This window comes from Enterococcus sp. AZ077 (assembly GCF_051714965.1).
GTDB classification, from domain to species: domain Bacteria; phylum Bacillota; class Bacilli; order Lactobacillales; family Enterococcaceae; genus Enterococcus_B; species Enterococcus_B hirae.
On the sequence record NZ_JBIOSX010000001.1, the window covers coordinates 1,173,238 to 1,191,804 of the forward strand.

Below are 18,567 nucleotides of genomic sequence, written 5' to 3' on the forward strand. Positions count from 1 at the left end.
GCGAACAAAAATAATAAACGATCGCATCAAAGTTCTTTTGTTACCGGTGGGGTGTCCGCCCCACTGGCTAAATCGTCATTGGGAAATTGGTAAAACAAAATTATCGATCAAACTATACAGAAAGTTATTCTATTGGTATGATAGAACAAAACAGAGGAGGAGGCGATTACATGATTGGAGGGGTGGCATTAGAGATGATTTATTGGTATACACTTTTAACTTGTGCGGGGATTGCAGTTTTTCTGCTAGTCTTTGGAGATATTTTTGATTTCGATGGTCCAATTGACCCGATACTCATTGTCCCTTGGCTAACTTTTACCAGCCTGTTTGGGTATTTAGGAGAGCGCTTAACAGAATTAGATTCGCTGTTTCTATTGATTTCAAGTGGGGCGATTGCAACTGTTTTAGTGTTTTTGCTCAATTTTTATGTCCGAATGCCGATGAAAAATGCTGAAAGTACGTTGTCTGCATCAGAAAAAACTCTTGAAGGACAGATGGCGATCGTAGTTACACCCATACCATTAAAAGGGATGGGAGAGATCCAATTAAAAAGTGTGACTGGTTCGATTACGCGACCTGCATGCTTTTATGCCCCACAAAGTTCACCAGCTAAGCAAGGGGAACAGGTCTTGATCATTGAAGTAAAAGAAAGAGTTTGTTATGTAACGCCTTATGAAGGCATGCTAAAAATATGAAGGAGTGTATAAGAAATGGAAATATCAGGGGTTTATATCGCAATTGCTATTGCAGTCTTGATCATTTTAATGTTACTGATCGTCTTTGTAGCAAAATATCAAACTGCCAAACCAGATGAAGCATTAATTATTAGCGGGAGTTATTTAGGCAGTAAAAATGTCCACGCAGATGAAAGTAATAATAAAATCAAAATCGTTCGTGGTGGCGGAGCATTTGTTTTACCAGTTTTTCAACGCTCGAATCGAATCAGTCTCTTGTCAAGCAAGTTAGATGTTTCGACGCCAGAAGTCTATACCGAACAAGGGGTACCAGTGATGTGTGATGGCACCTCGATCATCAAGATTGGTTCTTCAGTGGAAGAGATTGCGACTGCTGCAGAACAGTTTCTAGGTAAAACACGTGAGGAACTTGAAAATGAAGCAAGAGAAGTTTTGGAAGGGCATCTTCGTTCCATTTTGGGTTCGATGACTGTAGAAGAAATTTATCAAAACCGCGACAAATTTAGTCAAAGCGTTCAAGAAGTAGCATCTGTTGATTTAGCGAAAATGGGATTGATCATTGTTTCGTTTACGATCAAAGAAGTCCGTGATAAAAACGGTTACTTAGATTCTTTAGGGAAACCACGGATCGCCCAAGTGAAACGTGACGCAGATATTGCGGAAGCAGAAGCGTTAAAAGAAACACGTATTAAAAAAGCAGAAGCTGAAAAAGATTCTCAAACAGCGGAACTACAAAGACAGACGGAAATTGCAGAATCAATCAAAGAAAAAGAATTAAAACTAGCTTCTTACAAGCAAGAACAAGATATTGCAAAAGCCAAAGCAGACCAAGCCTATAACTTGGAAAGCGCTCGGGCGCAACAACATGTTGTTGAACAAGAAATGGAAGTAAAAGTCATTGAACGACAAAAACAAATTGAATTAGAAGAAAAAGAAATCATTCGTCGTGAGAAACAATACGATTCAGAAGTGAAGAAAAAAGCTGATGCGGATCGTTATGCCAAAGAACAAGAAGCACAAGCTCAAAAGGTAAAAGAAGTAACTGAAGCCGAAGCTGAACAATTCCGCGTTGAAGCACTGGCACAAGCCGAAGCCAATAAAACCCGGTTAGCTGGTCAAGCGGAAGCGGAAGCGACTTTAGCCAAAGGAGCGGCCGAAGCTGAAGCCAAAGCCAAAATCGCAGATGCGTTCAAAGAATATGGTGAAGCAGCGGTCTTGAGTATGGTAATCGAGATGTTACCACAATTAATGAAAGAAGCAGCACAACCACTAGGAAACATTGAGAAAATCTCAGTGGTTGATACCAGTAACGGGTCAAGCGAAAATGGCGGAGCGAACCGGGTGACTAACTATGCTACCAATCTCTTAGCTTCCACTCAAGAAACGTTGAAAGAAACAACAGGATTAGATATCAAAGACATTATCGAAAATCTCTCTAATCGTGGAACGATGAAACAAGTTAATCTCTATGAAAACGGGGAACAACCCGATCAAGCAGAATAATTATCGCTAAATTAGTTAGAAAAATAAACAAACCAGTTTCTTTCATGTTGAAGAGACTGGTTTGTTTATTTATGTATTAGCTATTTTTGTGTTTTTTGATCTGTTCTTCGACTTCTGCCAAATTTTCTCTAAGCAACGCTTCTTTTTTTTGCAGCTCAACTAAGTCTTCTACAAGCTCTTCTTTCTTTTCTGTCTCAGGTGGACGGAGAAAGAAATTGATTCCGATGGCGATAAAGGTTCCAATGAATGTGTCTAAGACTCGTTGGATCGCATATAAAGAGGATTCGCCTTGAGGAACGCTCAGGGCAATCAACAACAAAGTGGCGATTGCTGAGATGATCCCAGAATTATTATTGATTCCGTCAGATACCACGATGACGATGACCACTAGAACCGGCAGCAGAAATAATTCCACTAAAAAATCATTGTGAAAATAGTTCTTTACTAAAAAATAGATGATTCCGAGAAAGCCGCCGATTGAATTGCCAATGATTCTTGAACGACCAAAGGAAACAGTAGTGGTTAAATCTTGGCGCAAGGAAAAAACAGCTGACAATGCAGCAATCATCGGTAGTCCTCGATCAGTGACGTGGAAAAATAAAATACATAAAAAAACTGCTAATGCGCTTTTTATTGTTCGCATTCCTAAACGAAAACGGCCAAATTCCATCGCTTATTCTCCTTTTAGTCCTTTTTAATAGGATAACGAACTTTTAAAGAGATTGCTAGTTTTTAGCTAAGTCTTTTAGTATAATTCTAAGAAAAGAGAGGGGTTGCTTATGCGTATCGGAATGAGGACCGTGAAAACAGTGGTTAGTAGTATGTTGTCCATGGTTACCGCCCAAATGTTTTCATTATTGTTTTGGCCTTCAGCAGGAATCATTGCTTTGTTAAGTGTGGGCAACACGAAACGTTCAACTTTAAGAACTGGGATGTTAAGGATTGCGGCATTTATTTTAGCGACTGTGATTGCTTTTATTAGTTTTTTTATTTTTGATTATACGATCTTGGGGTTTGGCTTGTTCCTACTACTGTTTATTCCTCTGACTGTTGGGTTAAAATTGACGGATGGAATTGTCGTAAATTCTGTGCTAGTCACACACTATTTAAGTGAAAAAAATATGAGTTGGTCGTTGATCGGTAATGCAGCAAGTTTAATGGCTATCGGTGTTTTTTTTGCACTAGTAGCAAATATCTATATGCCGGATATCAAAAAACAGCTACAAAAAAATCAACAATTGATCGAAGAAGAGTTTCGTATCATTTTAAACAACATGGCTGATTTCCTACTGACTGGAAGAAATACCAGCAATCAACTGCTTTGTGATAAATTGTTGGCTTTCATAAGAGAAAGTCAGAGCGATGCTAGGAAGTACCAAGAGAATTACTGGGTGAAACAAACGCAATACTATGAAACGTATTTTTCCATGCGTCGAACCCAAATCAACGTGATCAAAGATATGCAGGTAAATCTGGATCGAATCCAAGATCCGGTTCCTTATGGCAAGCATATTTATGGCTTGTTGGTTTATACTGCAGAAACTTTTTCTGAAAAGAATGATGGGAAAGAATTATTGAAGCGGATTGAAGAAGTCTACGAACTATATCGGGACATGGCTATGCCCCAAGAACGTTTAGAATTTGAAGATCGAGCAGAATTGTTTCAATTTTTGCAATCCTTTAAGAGCTTTATTGAAATCAAAGCGGAATTTTCGCAACAATCGATTGGTTAAATTATTCAGTTCAATGAATGAAATAAAGAGAAGCTGTTTAAGCATTGGAGATGTCTCCGTTGCTTAAACAGCTTTTCATGTTTTGAAAAATTCCAGCTTATTTCAAGGAGCTTATTTTTGCCAAAGTTTTTGCATCCCATCAAGGATCTCGATGACATCGTGGGTCAGAAACAACGAACGGTTAGGGAGTTCGCCTTTAATAGTTTTGACCATATTTTCGATTTCATAATTCATGGCTTGCGCGGTGCTGCCGCTTTCGATCCATTCTTTTGTCCCGTCATTGAAGATGATCTCCGCACGATCCGCACGAGGGTAATCGGTGATGGTGATATAGCCTTCTTCAAAGGCAACGATTCCCACTTTAGGCATTTTGGCTTGGAAAGTCAGACTGATCGTTGCTAACTCATTTTCTTTATTCCTTAAAATAGTCACTGACTGTTCATCCACACCTGTTTCAAATGGTACCATTGTTGATGCAATAACTTCTGGTTGAGAGCTCAAAAAGAAACGAGCAAACGAGACGGCATATGTCCCAATATCTAATAAAGCACCACCAGCTAATTCAGGATTGAAAAAGCGATTGGTTGGGTCGGGATCTTTATAGCTGCCAAATGGTGCTTGAATCATTTTTAATGCCCCAAGCTTGTTTGTATCGATCAAAGAACGTAACTGTTGATACAATGGCATATTGAAAATCGTCATCGCTTCTGCTAATACTAGATTCTTTTCTTCTGCTAATTTCATTGCTTCGGTCAGTTCTTTTTTATTCATGGTGATCGCTTTTTCACATAAAACATGCTTATTCGCTGCTAATGCTTCCATGATATGTTGACTATGTTGACGATTGGGAACGGCAATATAAATAATATCGATTTCTTGGTCATTAAGCATTTCTTGATAACTACCATATGCTTTAGGAATATGATAGCGTTGTGCAAATGCTTCTGCTTTATCTATTGTTCGTGAAGCAACTGCTGCCAACTCGCTTGTTTCTTGGTCAAAATGTTCCGCAAACTCATGTGCAATATTTCCTAAGCCAATGATTCCCCATTGATACTTTTTCATACTTCAAAACTCCTTCTCGTGTTATATTTAATATAGTGAATGAAACAAAAAAATGCCATTGTCCTTGTTTAATTATACCAAATGAATCGTTAAAATTTGTGTTAGAGTACTTTAATAAAAAAAAGTAAAGCCGTAGTGAATTTTTTTGAAATTTAAGTAAAATGAGTAGAGGGGGAAACTTTTATGCATCAAGTTTATGTTGATTTGATTCTTAGTGTATTACTGGAACAGTACGCAACAGAAAAGAATTTTTTAGAGGACTATTTAGTAATTGACGAAGCGCAGTGGGAAGGCTGGAAACGAGGAGAGAAGAACCTTCCATCTGAAACCATGCAGAAAATCAAAAACCTGTTTACTGATTATGAATGGATGCTTACGCAAAAGATTTTACGACAAACGATCATTTTCCCTGAAAAAAGGACGACTGCAGTGGCAGAGTATAAACAAATCAAAACGAGAATCGCTCAAAAATGGTTAACGGATGGTCCTGCCAAAGTCGAATTGATTCCATTAAAAAACGATCAATATCTTACAGGGTTCCTTGACTTGAAGGTAAGTATTAATTATGATGAATGGGGTTATGACGACATCTTGAACTTTCGATTACCTGCAGACGTTCAAAGACAGATCGAAGGCGAGAAATTGGAACTGTTGGATTGGGTAAACGAGAATTTAGAAGAAACCTATGTTCATGAAAAAAATGAACATAAAAAGGAATGAGAGGATTTTTAAGAGTGAATAAAGTTTTAGGGTTTGGAGCAGTTGTGATCATGGTTGTCGCAATGGGGTACATCTTTGTAAGCGAGCAACACATGAAATCTGACGTCCAAGCAGAAAATCAAACAACTGAACAAGTAACCAAACAGACAACAAAGAGTTCCAAAGAAACTAAAGTGAAGGATTCTACCAAAAAAAGTGAAGATTTACCAAAGGTTCAACCGACCGATTGGGATCTTGTCTTGGTAGGACCTGATCATAAAATCGAAAAAGAAATCAATGAAGACACGCAGCTGGCATCACTGCCCAATGGTTATTTGATCGATAAACGTATCGAATCCCATTATGAAGATTTTGCCAAAGCAGCACAATCTGCTGGGTTTCCTTTAGTGATGGTCTCCGCATATCGTTCGGTTGCAGCACAGCAACAGGTGTTTACACAAAATGTCCAAGAAGTGATGAGTAGTCAACACGTTTCAGAGGAAGAGGCGACAGCAATCACGAAACAAACAATCACCGTCCCTGGACATAGCGAACATCATACAGGCTTAGCGGTCGATGTAGTGGATGAAAATTGGTATAATAATTATCCTTCACAGCTTTTAGAGGCAAGTTATGGAGATCAACCAGGGGCAAAATGGATTGCTGAAAATGCGCCTAAATATGGATTTATCATACGTTATCCTAAAGATCGTCAAGATATTACAAAAATCACGTATGAACCATGGCACCTGCGTTATGTTGGAGAAGAAAGTGCGGCCTATATTTCGAAACATGATATCACATTAGAAGAATACTTAGAACAATTACAAAAGAAATAGGAGTAGTGAATGGCCAAAAAAAAATGGAAGAAACAAAAACGTAATTCATTACGCTTGATTGCTGTGATTTTTGGTGGAATATTGTTGATGATAGCTTTTGTTCTCTCTTTACGAGGCTTGTCAGCGCCTCTTGTTGGGCAAGAACAGAATAACAATGAGGCACAAACGCATCAACAATTTATTGATCGATTAGCTCCTCATGCGAAAGAATTACAAACCGGCTATGGCGTTCTCCCAAGTATCATTTTAGGTCAGGCAATTCTTGAATCAAACTGGGGCGAGAGTACGTTAGCCAGTCAATACAATAATCTTTTTGGAATTAAAGCATATGGTGATCAAAAAAAGGTCAATTTAGAAACAAAGGAATTTGTGAATGAAGAATGGGTCACGATCCAAGGAGATTTTCGTGTGTATGATTCATGGGAACAATCGATGGACTCTCACACACAACTTTTTGTGAATGGGGTAGATTGGAATCCAGCATTATATGAAAAAGTGATCACGGCTACAAACTATCGTGAAGCTGCCCAAGCACTGCAAGACGCAGGCTACGCAACTGACCCTTCCTACGCACAAAAAATTATCCAAGTCATTGAAACCTATCACTTGGATCAATATGATCAATAACTATGAAAAAGGGAGTGGCAAGATGGCAGAGCAATTTACCCCTGAAATTATGACCGAGCTACGAAAAGATATCGTTAGAGTACCTGAGGTCATTATGGAGGCAAGTGGTATTAAGATTTTTGGAAAACTGATCCGATCGATTATTTTTACTACTGATATAGCAATTGTCCGTAATACTAATGCAAATGCCGTGATTGCTGTGTACCCATTTACTCCGCATCCTGCAATCACTAAAAGTATTATCGAAGCAGCAGACATTCCAGTATTTTCAGGTGTTGGCGGAGGTCTAACGCAAGGCACGCGCTCTTCTTACATGAGCTTATTCGCTGAAGCGCAAGGATCGTTAGGGGTCGTTTTAAATGCACCCACACCACTTGAAACAGTTCAAGAAGTTTGTCGTGCAGTGGATATCCCAGTGATTAGTACAGTGACATCGAAATATACAGAAATCGATGAAAAATTGGCAGCAGGTATTACGATCATCAATATCAGTGCAGGGAAAGAAACAACTGAAACGGTAAAATTTTTCCGAGAAAAGTATCCGGAACTACCGATTATTGCTACTGGTGGTCCAACAGATCAAAGCATCTTGGATACGATCAAAGCTGGAGCGAACGCTATTACCTATACTCCTCCAAGTAACGGGGAATTATTTAGTCGTAAAATGGAAAAGTATCGACAACTTGAAAAGCAAGAGGAATCATAAAAATCAAAAACAAGTCAAAAAAGAGAAAAAATCGTGGCACTCACGTAAATTCTCTTTTTTCTCTTTATTTCTGTCAGAAATACCGAACAACCTTGCTGAATGAGATCAAAAATATTAGATTTTAGAAAAAAATAGTGAAAGTTGGTTGTCACTTTCTGAAACAGATGTTAAACTGTTTTCATCGTTTGGAACAATAGCTAACATTGAAAGTGCCAACCAACGATTATGAATGCTTGAATCAATCAAACATATTTTATTAAAGCTACTTCTAGACTACTTGAGCAAAATAGATCACTATTTTGTTTCTTAAGAGGATCGAAGGAACGTAGTGATATAGCCCACTTATATATCGTCATGATAAGGATGACAGTTTCTAGCCAGCACCGTAAATGCTGGACTATAAGTGAAAGAGTGTCTTGCACCCTTTTTACTTATTTAGTAAAAGGGTTTTTTTGTTTAAAAAGCAGGCATTTTTGCGTATTTCGCACGAGCTTGAAACCTTGAAAGGGTGATACATGAGGTCGAATAGTGGTTAGCTTTGATATCAATAAATGAAAAAGGGGAAAATAAAGTGAAAGAATTAGTGGAACGTATTCAAAAAGATGGCCGTGTGCTAGGTGAAGGCGTCTTAAAAGTAGATAGCTTTGTGACGCATCAAGTGGATCCGGTATTAATGGAACAAATAGGCCAACGATTTGCGGAAGTTTTCAAAGATCAAGGAATCACTAAAGTGGTAACGATTGAAGCTTCTGGAATTGCACCAGCTTTATTTGTTGCGCAGACATTAAATGTACCAATGATTTTTGCCAGAAAAGCCAAAAGCTTGACGATGGATGAAGAATTGTTGACTACTTCTGTTTATTCCTTTACAAAACAAGTGACTAGTACGATTTCTATCTCTCGTAAATTTTTATCTGCAGAGGACAAGGTTTTAATCATTGATGATTTCTTAGCGAACGGTCAAGCGGCGAAAGGGTTGGTTGAATTGTGCCGCCAAGCAGGTGCAGGAGTCGAAGGGATCGGCATCCTGATTGAAAAATCGTTCCAAGATGGCCGTCAGCTATTAGAAGAAATGGGCTTGAAAGTTGTTTCATTGGCACGAATTGCGGCATTATCCAACGGACAAGTTGAATTTCTTGAGGAGGATGCATAAAGGTGGAGAAAGAAACAAAAAATGGCCAAGCCGCAGTATTAGGTTTACAACATCTCTTAGCAATGTATGCTGGGGCAGTTGCTGTTCCATTGCTGATCGGTACGGGACTAGGGTTTAATCAAGAGCAAATGACGTACTTGATCTCGATTGATATTTTTATGTGTGGCTTAGCAACATTATTACAATTGACGGTTAATCGTTTTTTTGGTATTGGGTTGCCAGTTGTTTTAGGTTGTGCTATTCAAGCAGTTGCACCACTGATCCTTATTGGGAGCGACCAAGGTGTTGGGGCAATTTATGGTTCGATTATCGCTTCTGGTATTTTTGTTGTTTTAGTGTCTGGATTTTTCTCAAAGATCAAACGTTTATTTCCGCCGATCGTGACTGGGACGGTCATTACCGTGATTGGGTTGACGTTGATTCCAGTTGCAATCGAAAAAATGGGCGGTGGCGATTCATCTGCGACTAATTTTGGAAATCAAACCAATTTATTGCTAGCTTTCGTTACAATTGCACTGATCGTCGGAGTACAAATGTTAGCTAAAGGGTTTGTTCGCTCGATTGCTGTACTGATCGGTTTAGTTGGCGGGAGTATTTTAGCTGCTGTACTGGGAATGGTGGATTTAAGTGCGATTGGTCAAGCACCTGTTTTTCACGTGCCTCAACCTTTTTATTTTGGAAAACCAACTTTTGATGTCTGGTCGATCTTGTTGATGATCATTATTTCTATTGTGAGTATGGTAGAGTCAACAGGTGTTTACTTTGCGCTAGGGGATATCACTGGACAAAAAGTGGGCGAAGAAGAATTGAAAAAAGGCTATCGTGCCGAAGGTCTGGCGGTTATTTTAGGTGGGATTTTCAATACATTCCCTTACACTGGTTTTTCTCAAAATGTTGGGCTAGTCCAACTTTCAGGTATCAAGACAAGAAAACCAATTTATTTCTCTGCAATTTTTTTGATTATTCTTGGATTATTTCCTAAAATAGGTGCTTTAGCACAAATCATTCCAGAGCCAGTTCTAGGTGGCGGCATGTTAGTCATGTTTGGGATGGTTGCTGTTCAAGGTATTCGGATGTTGATGGAAGTTGATTTTACGAATGACAAAAATCTCTTGATTACTGCTGTTTCGATTGGTTTTGGCTTAGGATTCAATATTATGCCGACTTTATTTAGCCAATTACCCCCAACAGTTCAAATGTTTACGGGGAATGGGATCGTCATGAGTAGCGTGACAGCGATCGTTTTGAATCTTATTTTTAACGGGTTGAAAAAAGATGAAGAGATTATTGAAGAAGCATTAGCAAAAAAATAACTTGAATCGTCCTAAAAATGAGACTGAGACAAAAGTAACATCTTCGAAAAATAAGCAGGGATTGACCAAAAAGTTGAAAAGCAAATTTTGGAAATTCCTGCTTATTTCTTGACGCTAAATACCTTTGTCTCAACCTCGTTCTAGTTTATTTCTTTATGTATACGCTAAAATCAATATTCTATACTTATTATATGCTATTTATGCTATGCAAAAGAGGAACCTCGCTCTGATTTATCTGGTTGTTTACTTTTTTCAGTTTGTTTCCCTTGACTTACAATTTCACTTTGTTTTTCCTTCGCACTATCTTTTAGATCAATAAATGTACTTTGCCCCCTCATTGTTGCAAATTCCTTTTTTTGGTCAGCTAAATTTTGAACTATTTTTATTGAATTATTAATTTTTTCCGAAAGTATTTTATTCGAATTTTCTAAGTTTGTCAAATCATCCTTGAATTTTGGATCAATTTGTTGGGTTACTTGTGTATTTTTAGATAAATGATTCACCTCATTCATCAAAGTTTTGAGATTCGTTTTTAAAGCATTAAGCTCAGCCTGTTTTTCTTGACTTATGGGTAACATTTTATCTATTGCTGCTTCACTCTCCATTATATATGCTGCTTTATCTTCAGATATCGTACTCAATTGACCCTTATACATTGCTATATTTTGATCTTTTGTGTTTAACTTTTTCGTTAAATCTCTCTTCTCGCCTGTAAAATACACTATAATTTTATTGAAAAATGACGAATTATCTATTTCATTTATTTGATTTTTTATGTTCTCTCGTTTCTCTTTTTCATTACTTAATTTATCTTGGATGTCAGGCACTTCTTTATCTAGCAGGGACATTTTATGTTTATTATCTTTAACATACTGCACAGTGTTTGTGATTTCCTCAAATTGGTTTTTTTTGAGTTTTCCATTTTTATCAGGACTGTTAGTCGTTAAGTTATTGTATTTTGCTTCTAACTGGTTGTTTGACTTTTTAAAATTGTCCATATAAACCTTAATTTTTTTATCATCAGGTTCTCCTCTTTGTTCTCTCTTTGCTTGTAACATGCCCAAATTAGCCGTTGCTTGTTCTGCCTCTTTCGCTTGTTGCTGTCGTTGTATTTTGGGTTTATTTATGTTTTCCATATGATTGTATCTGTTTTTGGCATATTTAAGTTTTTCTGATATTTTTAATGCTTCATTGCCAAAAGGATCGGATATCCGAGCATGCTGCATTTCCAATTTATACACTTGTACTTTTGCTTCATCTATTTCTTTTGTGCTAAATGCTGGTTGATCCTTTTCTTCTTGATGATGACTTTTCATATATTCCAAGCATTTATTTTCTTTTTCGTAGTTTTCTTTCGCCACTTTGCTCGCTGATGAATATTCATGTTTCACATTAAGGGCGTGTTTTGCTTTTTCAGTTATTTTTCTTTGACTGTTAATCTCATCTTTTGTAAAGTAAAACCCTTCATACCATTCTTTCATCTCTTCACTCCTCTATTTTTATTCATAGTTCAATCTTAACACGTTAAAATTATTGTTATATTCTAATAATTTCTTTTGTTAGGAAAAGATGAAAAACTACTCTTTTCTTCTACTTGTATAATGGATAATTACATAAATCTATACAAAGGATATGATAGTTCCCACGAAATTTATTGTTTCCATTTACAAAAACATACTAAGATTAGAGAGTGGGACAATAGTCAGAAAAAATCTGATTATTGTCCCATTTTTTTTATTTTAGGGCACACAAAAAGCACACAACCTTGTATGATTCAAGTGCTTAAACAAAAATCAAAGGAGTGTGCTTTATGTTTAAAAATAATACCATCAACCAAACAACTTTACCACTAGATGTAGAACATTTACTGATGCCGCCTTTATGCGGATGAAAGACGATTATATGCGAAATGGACAGCTCAAACCAGGTTATCATTTACAAATCGCCACCGAAAATCAGTATGTTTTGAGCTATGAATTATTTCCGAATCCCACAGACACCAAAACATTGAATCCATTTTTAGATAGTTTTTTAGACCAACATAAGGAGTTGCCGGAGTACATTGTGGCAGATGCAGGGTATGGTAGCGAAGAAATTTACATGTATATCAACGATGTTTTATATAAAACCCCCTTGATTACCTATGGAAGTTACCACAAAGAAAATAAAAAGAAGGACAAGGAGAATCCGTTTAACGTGGAGAATTGGCGTTATTTTGAAGAACAAGACACCTATATTTGCCCAGCGAATCGTCCGGTACCGTTCAAAAATTATAGTCGCAGAATAGATAAAGGTGGCTTTATTCGAGATTTCAAAATCTATGAATGTGAGGATTGTCGGAACTGTCCAGTCCGTCGTCAATGTACGCGTGCGAAAAGTGAACAAAAGCGAAAAATTCAAGTAAATAATAATTGGCGCTATTTCAAAGCAGAATGCAGAAAAAAGCTTCTAGAGGAGAAAACTGGTTCGATTTATCGGAAACGAAAAATGGATGTCGAACCCGTGTTCGGATATCTAAAGGCTAGCTTGGTGTTCCATCGTTTCCAATTACGTGGAAAACAAGGAGCAACGATTGGTATTGGTTTGGCACTGATGGCATTAAATTTAAGAAAATTAGGAAAATATATGGAGAGGAAAGTGCGCATAACAAAAAATAAGTTCGATTTTGACAATAAACATCAAAATCGAACTTATTTTCTTTTTGAGAAAGAACTATTGTCTCACTCTCGTTTTTTCGCTGATATAAATACCGAACATTAAAGTTGAAAATCTTTATAATATTCGAAAATTCTTTGACATCAAAAAAACCGATTGCTAAAATATGAATGTGAAAGTAGAGAAAGGAGAAATGTATGACAATCAAGGTTGCGGTAATTATGGGGAGTACATCTGATTGGGAAACGATGAAAAATACTTGCGAGATTCTAGAAGAGTTTGAGGTGGCTTATGAAAAGAAAGTCGTCTCTGCGCATCGTACACCTGATTTGATGTTTCAGTATGCCAAAGAAGCACGAGCAAGGGGAATCAAAGTGATCATTGCTGGAGCAGGTGGAGCCGCTCATCTGCCAGGAATGGTGGCTTCTCAAACAACCTTACCAGTAATTGGCGTTCCGGTACAAACACGAACATTGAACGGATTAGATTCGCTATTATCTATTGTCCAGATGCCTGGTGGTGTTCCTGTGGCAACGACGGCGATTGGAAAAGCGGGGGCAATTAACGCTGGACTACTTGCGGTTGAGATGCTTTCAATGTATGATTTAAAGTTGGAGGCTAAGTTAGCGAAAAGACGGTTAATGTTAGCTGAAACTGTGATAGAAAGTAGTGATCAACTTGGTTAAACCTTTGTTGCCTGGATCAACGATCGGAATTGTCGGTGGCGGACAATTAGGACGGATGATGGCGATCAGTGCAAAAGAAATGGGCTTTAAAGTCGGGGTTCTTGATCCTGTAACGAATTGTCCAGCAGCTCAAGTAGCTGATTGGTATATTCAAGGAACATACGATGATACTTTTGCATTGGAAGAACTTGCTAGACGAACAGATGTTATCACGTATGAATTTGAAAACGTCAGTGTGGAAGCATTAAATGCCATTTCCTCTATGTCGTTTATTCCTCAAGGAACTGATTTATTAGCGATCACCCAAGATCGTCTTTTAGAAAAATCTTTTTTAGAAACGAATAATATCGTTATTGCTCCTTATGCGACAATTGTAAGTCCAACCGATATTCAAGATGCCATTGATGGTATTGGTTATCCTTGTGTGTTGAAAACGACACGAGGTGGATATGACGGCAAGGGACAATACGTCTTGAAAAGTCGGGCAGACCTTGCGCCAGCAATGGATTTACTAAGGGAAGGGACCTGTGTATTGGAAGCATGGATTCCCTTTGAAAAAGAAATCTCGATCTTAGTTGCTGGAAACGGACAAGGGGATTATAGTACATTTCCAGTGGTCGAAAATATCCACCGTAACAACATTTTACATGAAACGATTGCACCAGCAGCAATCGCTGATGAGGTTGTTGAAGAAGCAGAGCGGATCGCTCGAGTCATCGCTGAAGGAATGAGCTTATCTGGCGTACTTTGCATTGAAATGTTTTTAACAAAAACTGGTGGTTTATATGTGAATGAATTAGCACCACGACCTCACAACTCGGGACATTACTCCATTGAAGCATGCTCGATGAGTCAATTTGATGCCCATATTCGGGGAATATGTGGTTGGCCATTAAGTAAAAAAGTCCGTTTATTGAGTGAGGCAGTGATGGTCAATGTATTGGGCGAGCAGTTATTAGAAAGCTATCATTTGATCGATAAAAAACCAGATTGGCAATTTCATTTTTATGGGAAAGCACAAGCGAAAAAGGGTCGTAAAATGGGGCATATTACTATCGTAACTGAAGACATTCAACAAACTTTGGATGAAATAAAGAAAACCAATATTTGGGATTAAAGGAGAAAAATTGATGTTAGAACGTTATACACGACCTGAAATGGGCAATATCTGGACAGAACAAAACAAATACCAAGCTTGGCTGGAGGTAGAAATTTTAGCTGACGAAGCATGGGCAGAATTAGGAGAAATTCCTAAAGAAGATGTCAAAAAAATTCGTGAACATGCATCTTTTGATATTGAACGTATTTTGGAAATTGAAAAGGAAACACGTCACGACGTTGTTGCCTTTACTCGAGCAGTTTCTGAAACATTAGGCGAAGAACGTAAGTGGGTCCACTACGGCTTAACGAGTACTGATGTCGTGGATACAGCTTATGGCTATCAAATCAAACAAGCAAATGACCTTTTACGAGATGATTTGAAACGTTTTACGGCAATTATTGGTGAAAAAGCTAAAGAACATAAGTACACAGTGATGATGGGAAGAACGCATGGCGTTCATGCTGAACCAACGACACTTGGCTTGAAATTAGCTACTTGGTATTCAGAAATGAAACGAAATATTGAACGTTTTGAGCATGCAGCCAAAGGTGTTGAAGCAGGTAAGATATCAGGAGCGGTAGGAACATTTGCGAACATTCCGCCATTTATTGAAGAATATGTGTGTGAAAAATTAGGGATTCGTCCGCAAGAGATCTCTACGCAAGTGCTCCCACGTGATCTCCACGCAGAGTACTTTGCGACTATGGCATTGATTGCTACCAGCATCGAACGTTTTGCAACAGAAATCCGTGGTTTGCAAAAATCAGAAACGAGAGAAGTAGAAGAGTTCTTCGCTAAAGGACAAAAAGGATCTTCAGCAATGCCTCATAAACGAAACCCAATCGGTTCAGAAAACATGGCTGGACTTGCTCGAGTGATTCGTGGTCATATGGTCACAGCCTATGAAAATGTTTCGTTGTGGCATGAAAGAGATATCTCTCATTCGTCAGCAGAACGAATCATTTTACCTGATACAACGATTTTATTGGACTATATGTTAAATCGTTTTGGAAATATCGTAAAAAATCTGACGGTCTTTCCTGAGAATATGAAACGTAACATGGAAGCTACTTTTGGCTTGATCTATAGTCAACGAGTGATGTTGAAACTGATTGACAAAGGTATGACAAGAGAAGAAGCTTACGACTTGGTTCAACCTAAAACAGCTTATGCATGGGATCATCAAGTTCAATTTAGACCTTTACTTGAAGAGGATCCAACGGTTACTTCTGTTTTAACAAAAGAAGAGATCGATGACGCATTTGACTACCATCATCACTTGAAAAATGTGGATGTGATCTTTGACCGTGTTGGTTTAGGAGAAAAAGACAAATAATCAAAATGAGTGGCTTGCTTCGGATTGCTAGAAGCAGCCACTCTTTTACTGAAATGTAATAAAAAAGAACCTTGACACAGATAACTCAACTGGTCGGGGTTCTTTTTAGCTATTTTGATTCATTTCATGATGTTGCTTGATAATAGCATGAGAAAACTATCCGTAAAGGGCTTGAGCGGAATAGTTAAAATGTTTAGTATGAAGCAAACTCAATAATTCTTCGATAAAAGTATAATCAAATTCTTGCTGATCATAAGTGACTTGGATACGATAATGATTTTTGAATAATTTTTGTTCGTGTATCTGACTGATCACGAGTTGATGTTCAGAAAATGTTTGATATTCAAATGTGCGCTTTCGACACTCAGTATGGCGCTTTGCCGCACGACGGATTTTTCTGAAGGTATAAAAACTCGTATCTTTATTACATAAGTAGACATCTTTGATAGACAACAGGTCATTATATAAACGTGACGTTTCCTCGGGCGATAAATCCATTAAAAAACATTGGGCACAAACTGCGGCCTCTTCCATTTCGCTACCTCCTTGAATTCCTTGAATAAATATCCAGAATCATTCTAATCCTACTATAGCATCAATTATTATAGGTGTAAACGCTTATTATTTTTCCAGGGAAGAATTTTTGGATTAAACACGAACATTAGACAATTTTAATGCTATAAATGTACATGTTTTTATTGAACAGGATAAAAACACTTGTTAAAATTTAAAGTGAAAAGACGAACAAAAAAACAATGTTTGTTGTGATCGTCAAGAATTTAAGGAGATGTCGAAATGGAACAGAAAGATTTGCTGTATGAAGGAAAAGCCAAAAAAATGTACCATACTTCAGATGAACAGGTGATTTGGGTGGAATACTTGGACCAAGCTACGGCTTTGAATGGCTTGATGAAAGACCAAGTAAATGGAAAAGGGGAACTGAACAATCAAATCACAAGTAAAGTCTTCCATTATTTATCCGAACAAGGGATTGCCAATCACTTTATCCAACAAATCGGAAAAGACGAACAATTAGTGAAAAAATTAAATATTCTTCCCTTAGAAGTGGTAGTCAGAAATAGTGCAGCTGGTAGTTTTTCAAAACGGTTGGCAATTCCTGAAGGACAAAAATTACCCACACCAATTGTCGAGTTTTATTACAAAGACGATCAATTAGATGATCCATTTATCAATGATGAACATGTGCTGTTTTTACAAATTGCAGATGAAGATGAAATTACTGAATTAAAGAAACAGGCTAGAAAAATCAATCATTTGTTAATCCAACTATTTGAGAAAATCGATTTACAGTTAATTGATTTCAAACTGGAATTTGGGAAAACAGCTACGGGCGAAATCGTATTAGGGGATGAAATTTCGCCTGACACTTGTCGATTATGGGAACTGAAAACAAACGAACACATGGACAAAGATGTTTATCGACGAAAAATTGGGGAGATTGTCCCAGTATATCAAGAAGTTTTGACACGTTTAACACAAGTTGGTTTATGAGAGGGGAAAATGAAATGTATTTTGTAAAAGTTTATGTCACCTATAAAGATTCTGTATTAGATCCTCAAGGAGAAGCAGTGAAAAATGCGGTCCATCGTTTGGGATATGAAACTGTTGAAGATATCCGAATCGGTAAATATTTTGAGATCCAAGTTTCAGCAGAAGCTAGCGCAGTAGAGGAAACGATTGAAGGGATTTGTGACAAACTATTAGCTAACGTCAACATGGAAACGTATCGTTATGAAATCGAACAATTGGAGGGAATCTAGCATGAAATTTGCCGTGATTGTCTTTCCTGGTTCGAACTGTGATGCGGATATGCTGTGGGCAATTCGTGACATTATGGGAGTAGAAGCTGAGTATGTTCGTTACGATGAAACCTCTTTGCAAGGTTATGACGGCGTGTTGCTCCCTGGTGGTTTTTCCTATGGCGATTACTTGCGGTGTGGAGCTATTGCGCGTTTTTCAGCTATCATGAAAGAAGTTGTTCGTTTTGCGGAGGAAGGAAAACCAGTCTTTGGTACATGTAATGGGTTTCAGATCCTTACAGAAGCAGGTCTCCTTCCAGGCGTGCTAAGAAAAAATGAGTCTTTGCGCTTCATTTGCAAAACTGTTCCTTTGAAAGTTAACAACCAGACAGCCTTTACTTCGGAGTATGAAACCGATGAGATCATTCAGCTGCCTGTCGCTCATGGCGAAGGAAATTATTTTTGCGATGAGCAAACATTGCAAGAGTTAAAAGCCAATAATCAAATCGTTTTTACTTATGCCGGGAATATCAATGGTAGTGTCGCAAATATTGCAGGGATCACCAATAAAGCAGGAAATGTGTTGGGAATGATGCCTCATCCAGAACGGGCAATGGAGGCGTTACTAGGATCAGAAGACGGAAAACGATTTTTTGCCTCGATGTTAAAAAATTTTGGAAAGGTGACTGTCTAAG

Annotated in this window: 19 protein-coding genes, 1 pseudogene and 1 riboswitch; of the genes and pseudogenes, 16 read left to right on the forward strand and 4 right to left on the reverse strand. The window is 37.8% G+C overall.

Going from position 1 to position 18,567, the window contains the following annotated elements:
* The first annotated feature begins 170 nt into the window (after window positions 1-170).
* Window positions 171-695: a hypothetical protein gene (locus IGL28_RS05450; protein ID WP_438843911.1), complete on the forward strand. Its 525-nt coding sequence runs from the start codon at window positions 171-173 to the stop codon at window positions 693-695.
* Window positions 696-710: 15 nt separating this feature from the next.
* Window positions 711-2,198 (forward strand): flotillin family protein, encoded by a 1,488-nt coding sequence (locus IGL28_RS05455; protein ID WP_438843912.1) that lies wholly within the window; start codon window positions 711-713, stop codon window positions 2,196-2,198.
* A gap of 76 nt (window positions 2,199-2,274) precedes the next feature.
* On the opposite strand, the gene IGL28_RS05460 is transcribed toward IGL28_RS05455, so the two are convergent.
* Window positions 2,275-2,868, reverse strand: a complete 594-nt coding sequence (locus IGL28_RS05460; RefSeq protein WP_010719400.1) for an FUSC family protein — start codon at window positions 2,866-2,868, stop codon at window positions 2,275-2,277.
* Between the two features lie 109 nt (window positions 2,869-2,977).
* Here IGL28_RS05460 and IGL28_RS05465 point away from each other — a divergent pair, with 109 nt between their 5' ends.
* Window positions 2,978-3,931, forward strand: a complete 954-nt coding sequence (locus IGL28_RS05465; RefSeq protein ID WP_081129125.1) for an aromatic acid exporter family protein — start codon at window positions 2,978-2,980, stop codon at window positions 3,929-3,931.
* 111 nt (window positions 3,932-4,042) lie between these two features.
* Here the strand turns inward: IGL28_RS05465 and IGL28_RS05470 are convergent, their stop codons facing one another.
* Window positions 4,043-4,996: a Gfo/Idh/MocA family protein gene (locus IGL28_RS05470; RefSeq protein ID WP_010737424.1), complete on the reverse strand. Its 954-nt coding sequence runs from the start codon at window positions 4,994-4,996 to the stop codon at window positions 4,043-4,045.
* A gap of 183 nt (window positions 4,997-5,179) precedes the next feature.
* Between IGL28_RS05470 and IGL28_RS05475 the strand changes: the two genes are divergently transcribed.
* The 6 genes from IGL28_RS05475 (at window position 5,180) to IGL28_RS05500 (ending at window position 10,333) form a co-directional block, all read left to right on the forward strand.
* Window positions 5,180-5,716: a hypothetical protein gene (locus tag IGL28_RS05475; RefSeq protein WP_014834723.1), complete on the forward strand. Its 537-nt coding sequence runs from the start codon at window positions 5,180-5,182 to the stop codon at window positions 5,714-5,716.
* A 14-nt stretch (window positions 5,717-5,730) separates the two neighbouring features.
* The gene (locus tag IGL28_RS05480) at window positions 5,731-6,534 is read left to right on the forward strand and encodes a M15 family metallopeptidase (RefSeq protein WP_053766396.1); all 804 of its coding nucleotides are present in this window, start codon (window positions 5,731-5,733) and stop codon (window positions 6,532-6,534) included.
* 9 nt (window positions 6,535-6,543) lie between these two features.
* Window positions 6,544-7,161: a glycoside hydrolase family 73 protein gene (locus tag IGL28_RS05485; RefSeq protein WP_010737427.1), complete on the forward strand. Its 618-nt coding sequence runs from the start codon at window positions 6,544-6,546 to the stop codon at window positions 7,159-7,161.
* A 22-nt stretch (window positions 7,162-7,183) separates the two neighbouring features.
* Window positions 7,184-7,867 (forward strand): hypothetical protein, encoded by a 684-nt coding sequence (locus tag IGL28_RS05490; protein WP_010737428.1) that lies wholly within the window; start codon window positions 7,184-7,186, stop codon window positions 7,865-7,867.
* 322 nt (window positions 7,868-8,189) lie between these two features.
* Window positions 8,190-8,287, forward strand: a riboswitch (purine riboswitch).
* A gap of 151 nt (window positions 8,288-8,438) precedes the next feature.
* Window positions 8,439-9,020 (forward strand): xanthine phosphoribosyltransferase, encoded by a 582-nt coding sequence (locus IGL28_RS05495; RefSeq protein WP_010719393.1) that lies wholly within the window; start codon window positions 8,439-8,441, stop codon window positions 9,018-9,020.
* 2 nt (window positions 9,021-9,022) lie between these two features.
* The gene (locus IGL28_RS05500; protein WP_010719392.1) at window positions 9,023-10,333 is read left to right on the forward strand and encodes a nucleobase:cation symporter-2 family protein; all 1,311 of its coding nucleotides are present in this window, start codon (window positions 9,023-9,025) and stop codon (window positions 10,331-10,333) included.
* Window positions 10,334-10,536: 203 nt separating this feature from the next.
* On the opposite strand, the gene IGL28_RS05505 is transcribed toward IGL28_RS05500, so the two are convergent.
* On the reverse strand, window positions 10,537-11,814 hold the full coding sequence (locus IGL28_RS05505; protein WP_081129122.1) for a hypothetical protein: 1,278 nt from the start codon (window positions 11,812-11,814) through the stop codon (window positions 10,537-10,539).
* Between the two features lie 379 nt (window positions 11,815-12,193).
* Between IGL28_RS05505 and IGL28_RS05510 the strand changes: the two are divergent.
* From IGL28_RS05510 to purB, 4 genes and pseudogenes are all read left to right on the forward strand, one after another.
* Window positions 12,194-13,079 (forward strand): annotated as a pseudogene (locus IGL28_RS05510) (transposase); the annotation flags it as partial.
* A gap of 106 nt (window positions 13,080-13,185) precedes the next feature.
* Complete coding sequence (gene purE, locus IGL28_RS05515) at window positions 13,186-13,674, forward strand: 5-(carboxyamino)imidazole ribonucleotide mutase (RefSeq protein WP_010719389.1); 489 nt, start codon at window positions 13,186-13,188, stop codon at window positions 13,672-13,674.
* Window positions 13,667-14,791: a 5-(carboxyamino)imidazole ribonucleotide synthase gene (gene purK, locus IGL28_RS05520; protein WP_172595681.1), complete on the forward strand. Its 1,125-nt coding sequence runs from the start codon at window positions 13,667-13,669 to the stop codon at window positions 14,789-14,791. Before purE ends, purK begins: the two co-directional genes overlap by 8 nt.
* A 13-nt stretch (window positions 14,792-14,804) precedes the next feature.
* Window positions 14,805-16,112 (forward strand): adenylosuccinate lyase, encoded by a 1,308-nt coding sequence (gene purB / locus IGL28_RS05525; protein WP_081129120.1) that lies wholly within the window; start codon window positions 14,805-14,807, stop codon window positions 16,110-16,112.
* Window positions 16,113-16,268: 156 nt separating this feature from the next.
* On the opposite strand, the gene IGL28_RS05530 is transcribed toward purB, so the two are convergent.
* Entirely contained in the window at window positions 16,269-16,646 is a 378-nt protein-coding gene (locus IGL28_RS05530) for a hypothetical protein (protein WP_010737435.1), read from the reverse strand.
* Window positions 16,647-16,907: 261 nt separating this feature from the next.
* Here IGL28_RS05530 and purC point away from each other — a divergent pair, with 261 nt between their 5' ends.
* The 3 genes from purC to purQ are packed head-to-tail and all read left to right on the forward strand — an operon-like array spanning window position 16,908 to window position 18,566.
* Window positions 16,908-17,624: a phosphoribosylaminoimidazolesuccinocarboxamide synthase gene (gene purC, locus IGL28_RS05535; RefSeq protein ID WP_081129119.1), complete on the forward strand. Its 717-nt coding sequence runs from the start codon at window positions 16,908-16,910 to the stop codon at window positions 17,622-17,624.
* 14 nt (window positions 17,625-17,638) lie between these two features.
* A complete protein-coding gene (gene purS / locus IGL28_RS05540; protein ID WP_010737437.1) occupies window positions 17,639-17,893 on the forward strand; it encodes a phosphoribosylformylglycinamidine synthase subunit PurS in 255 nt (84 codons plus the stop codon).
* A 1-nt stretch (window position 17,894) separates the two neighbouring features.
* Window positions 17,895-18,566, forward strand: a complete 672-nt coding sequence (gene purQ / locus IGL28_RS05545; protein WP_081129117.1) for a phosphoribosylformylglycinamidine synthase subunit PurQ — start codon at window positions 17,895-17,897, stop codon at window positions 18,564-18,566.
* Window position 18,567: the final 1 nt, after the last annotated feature.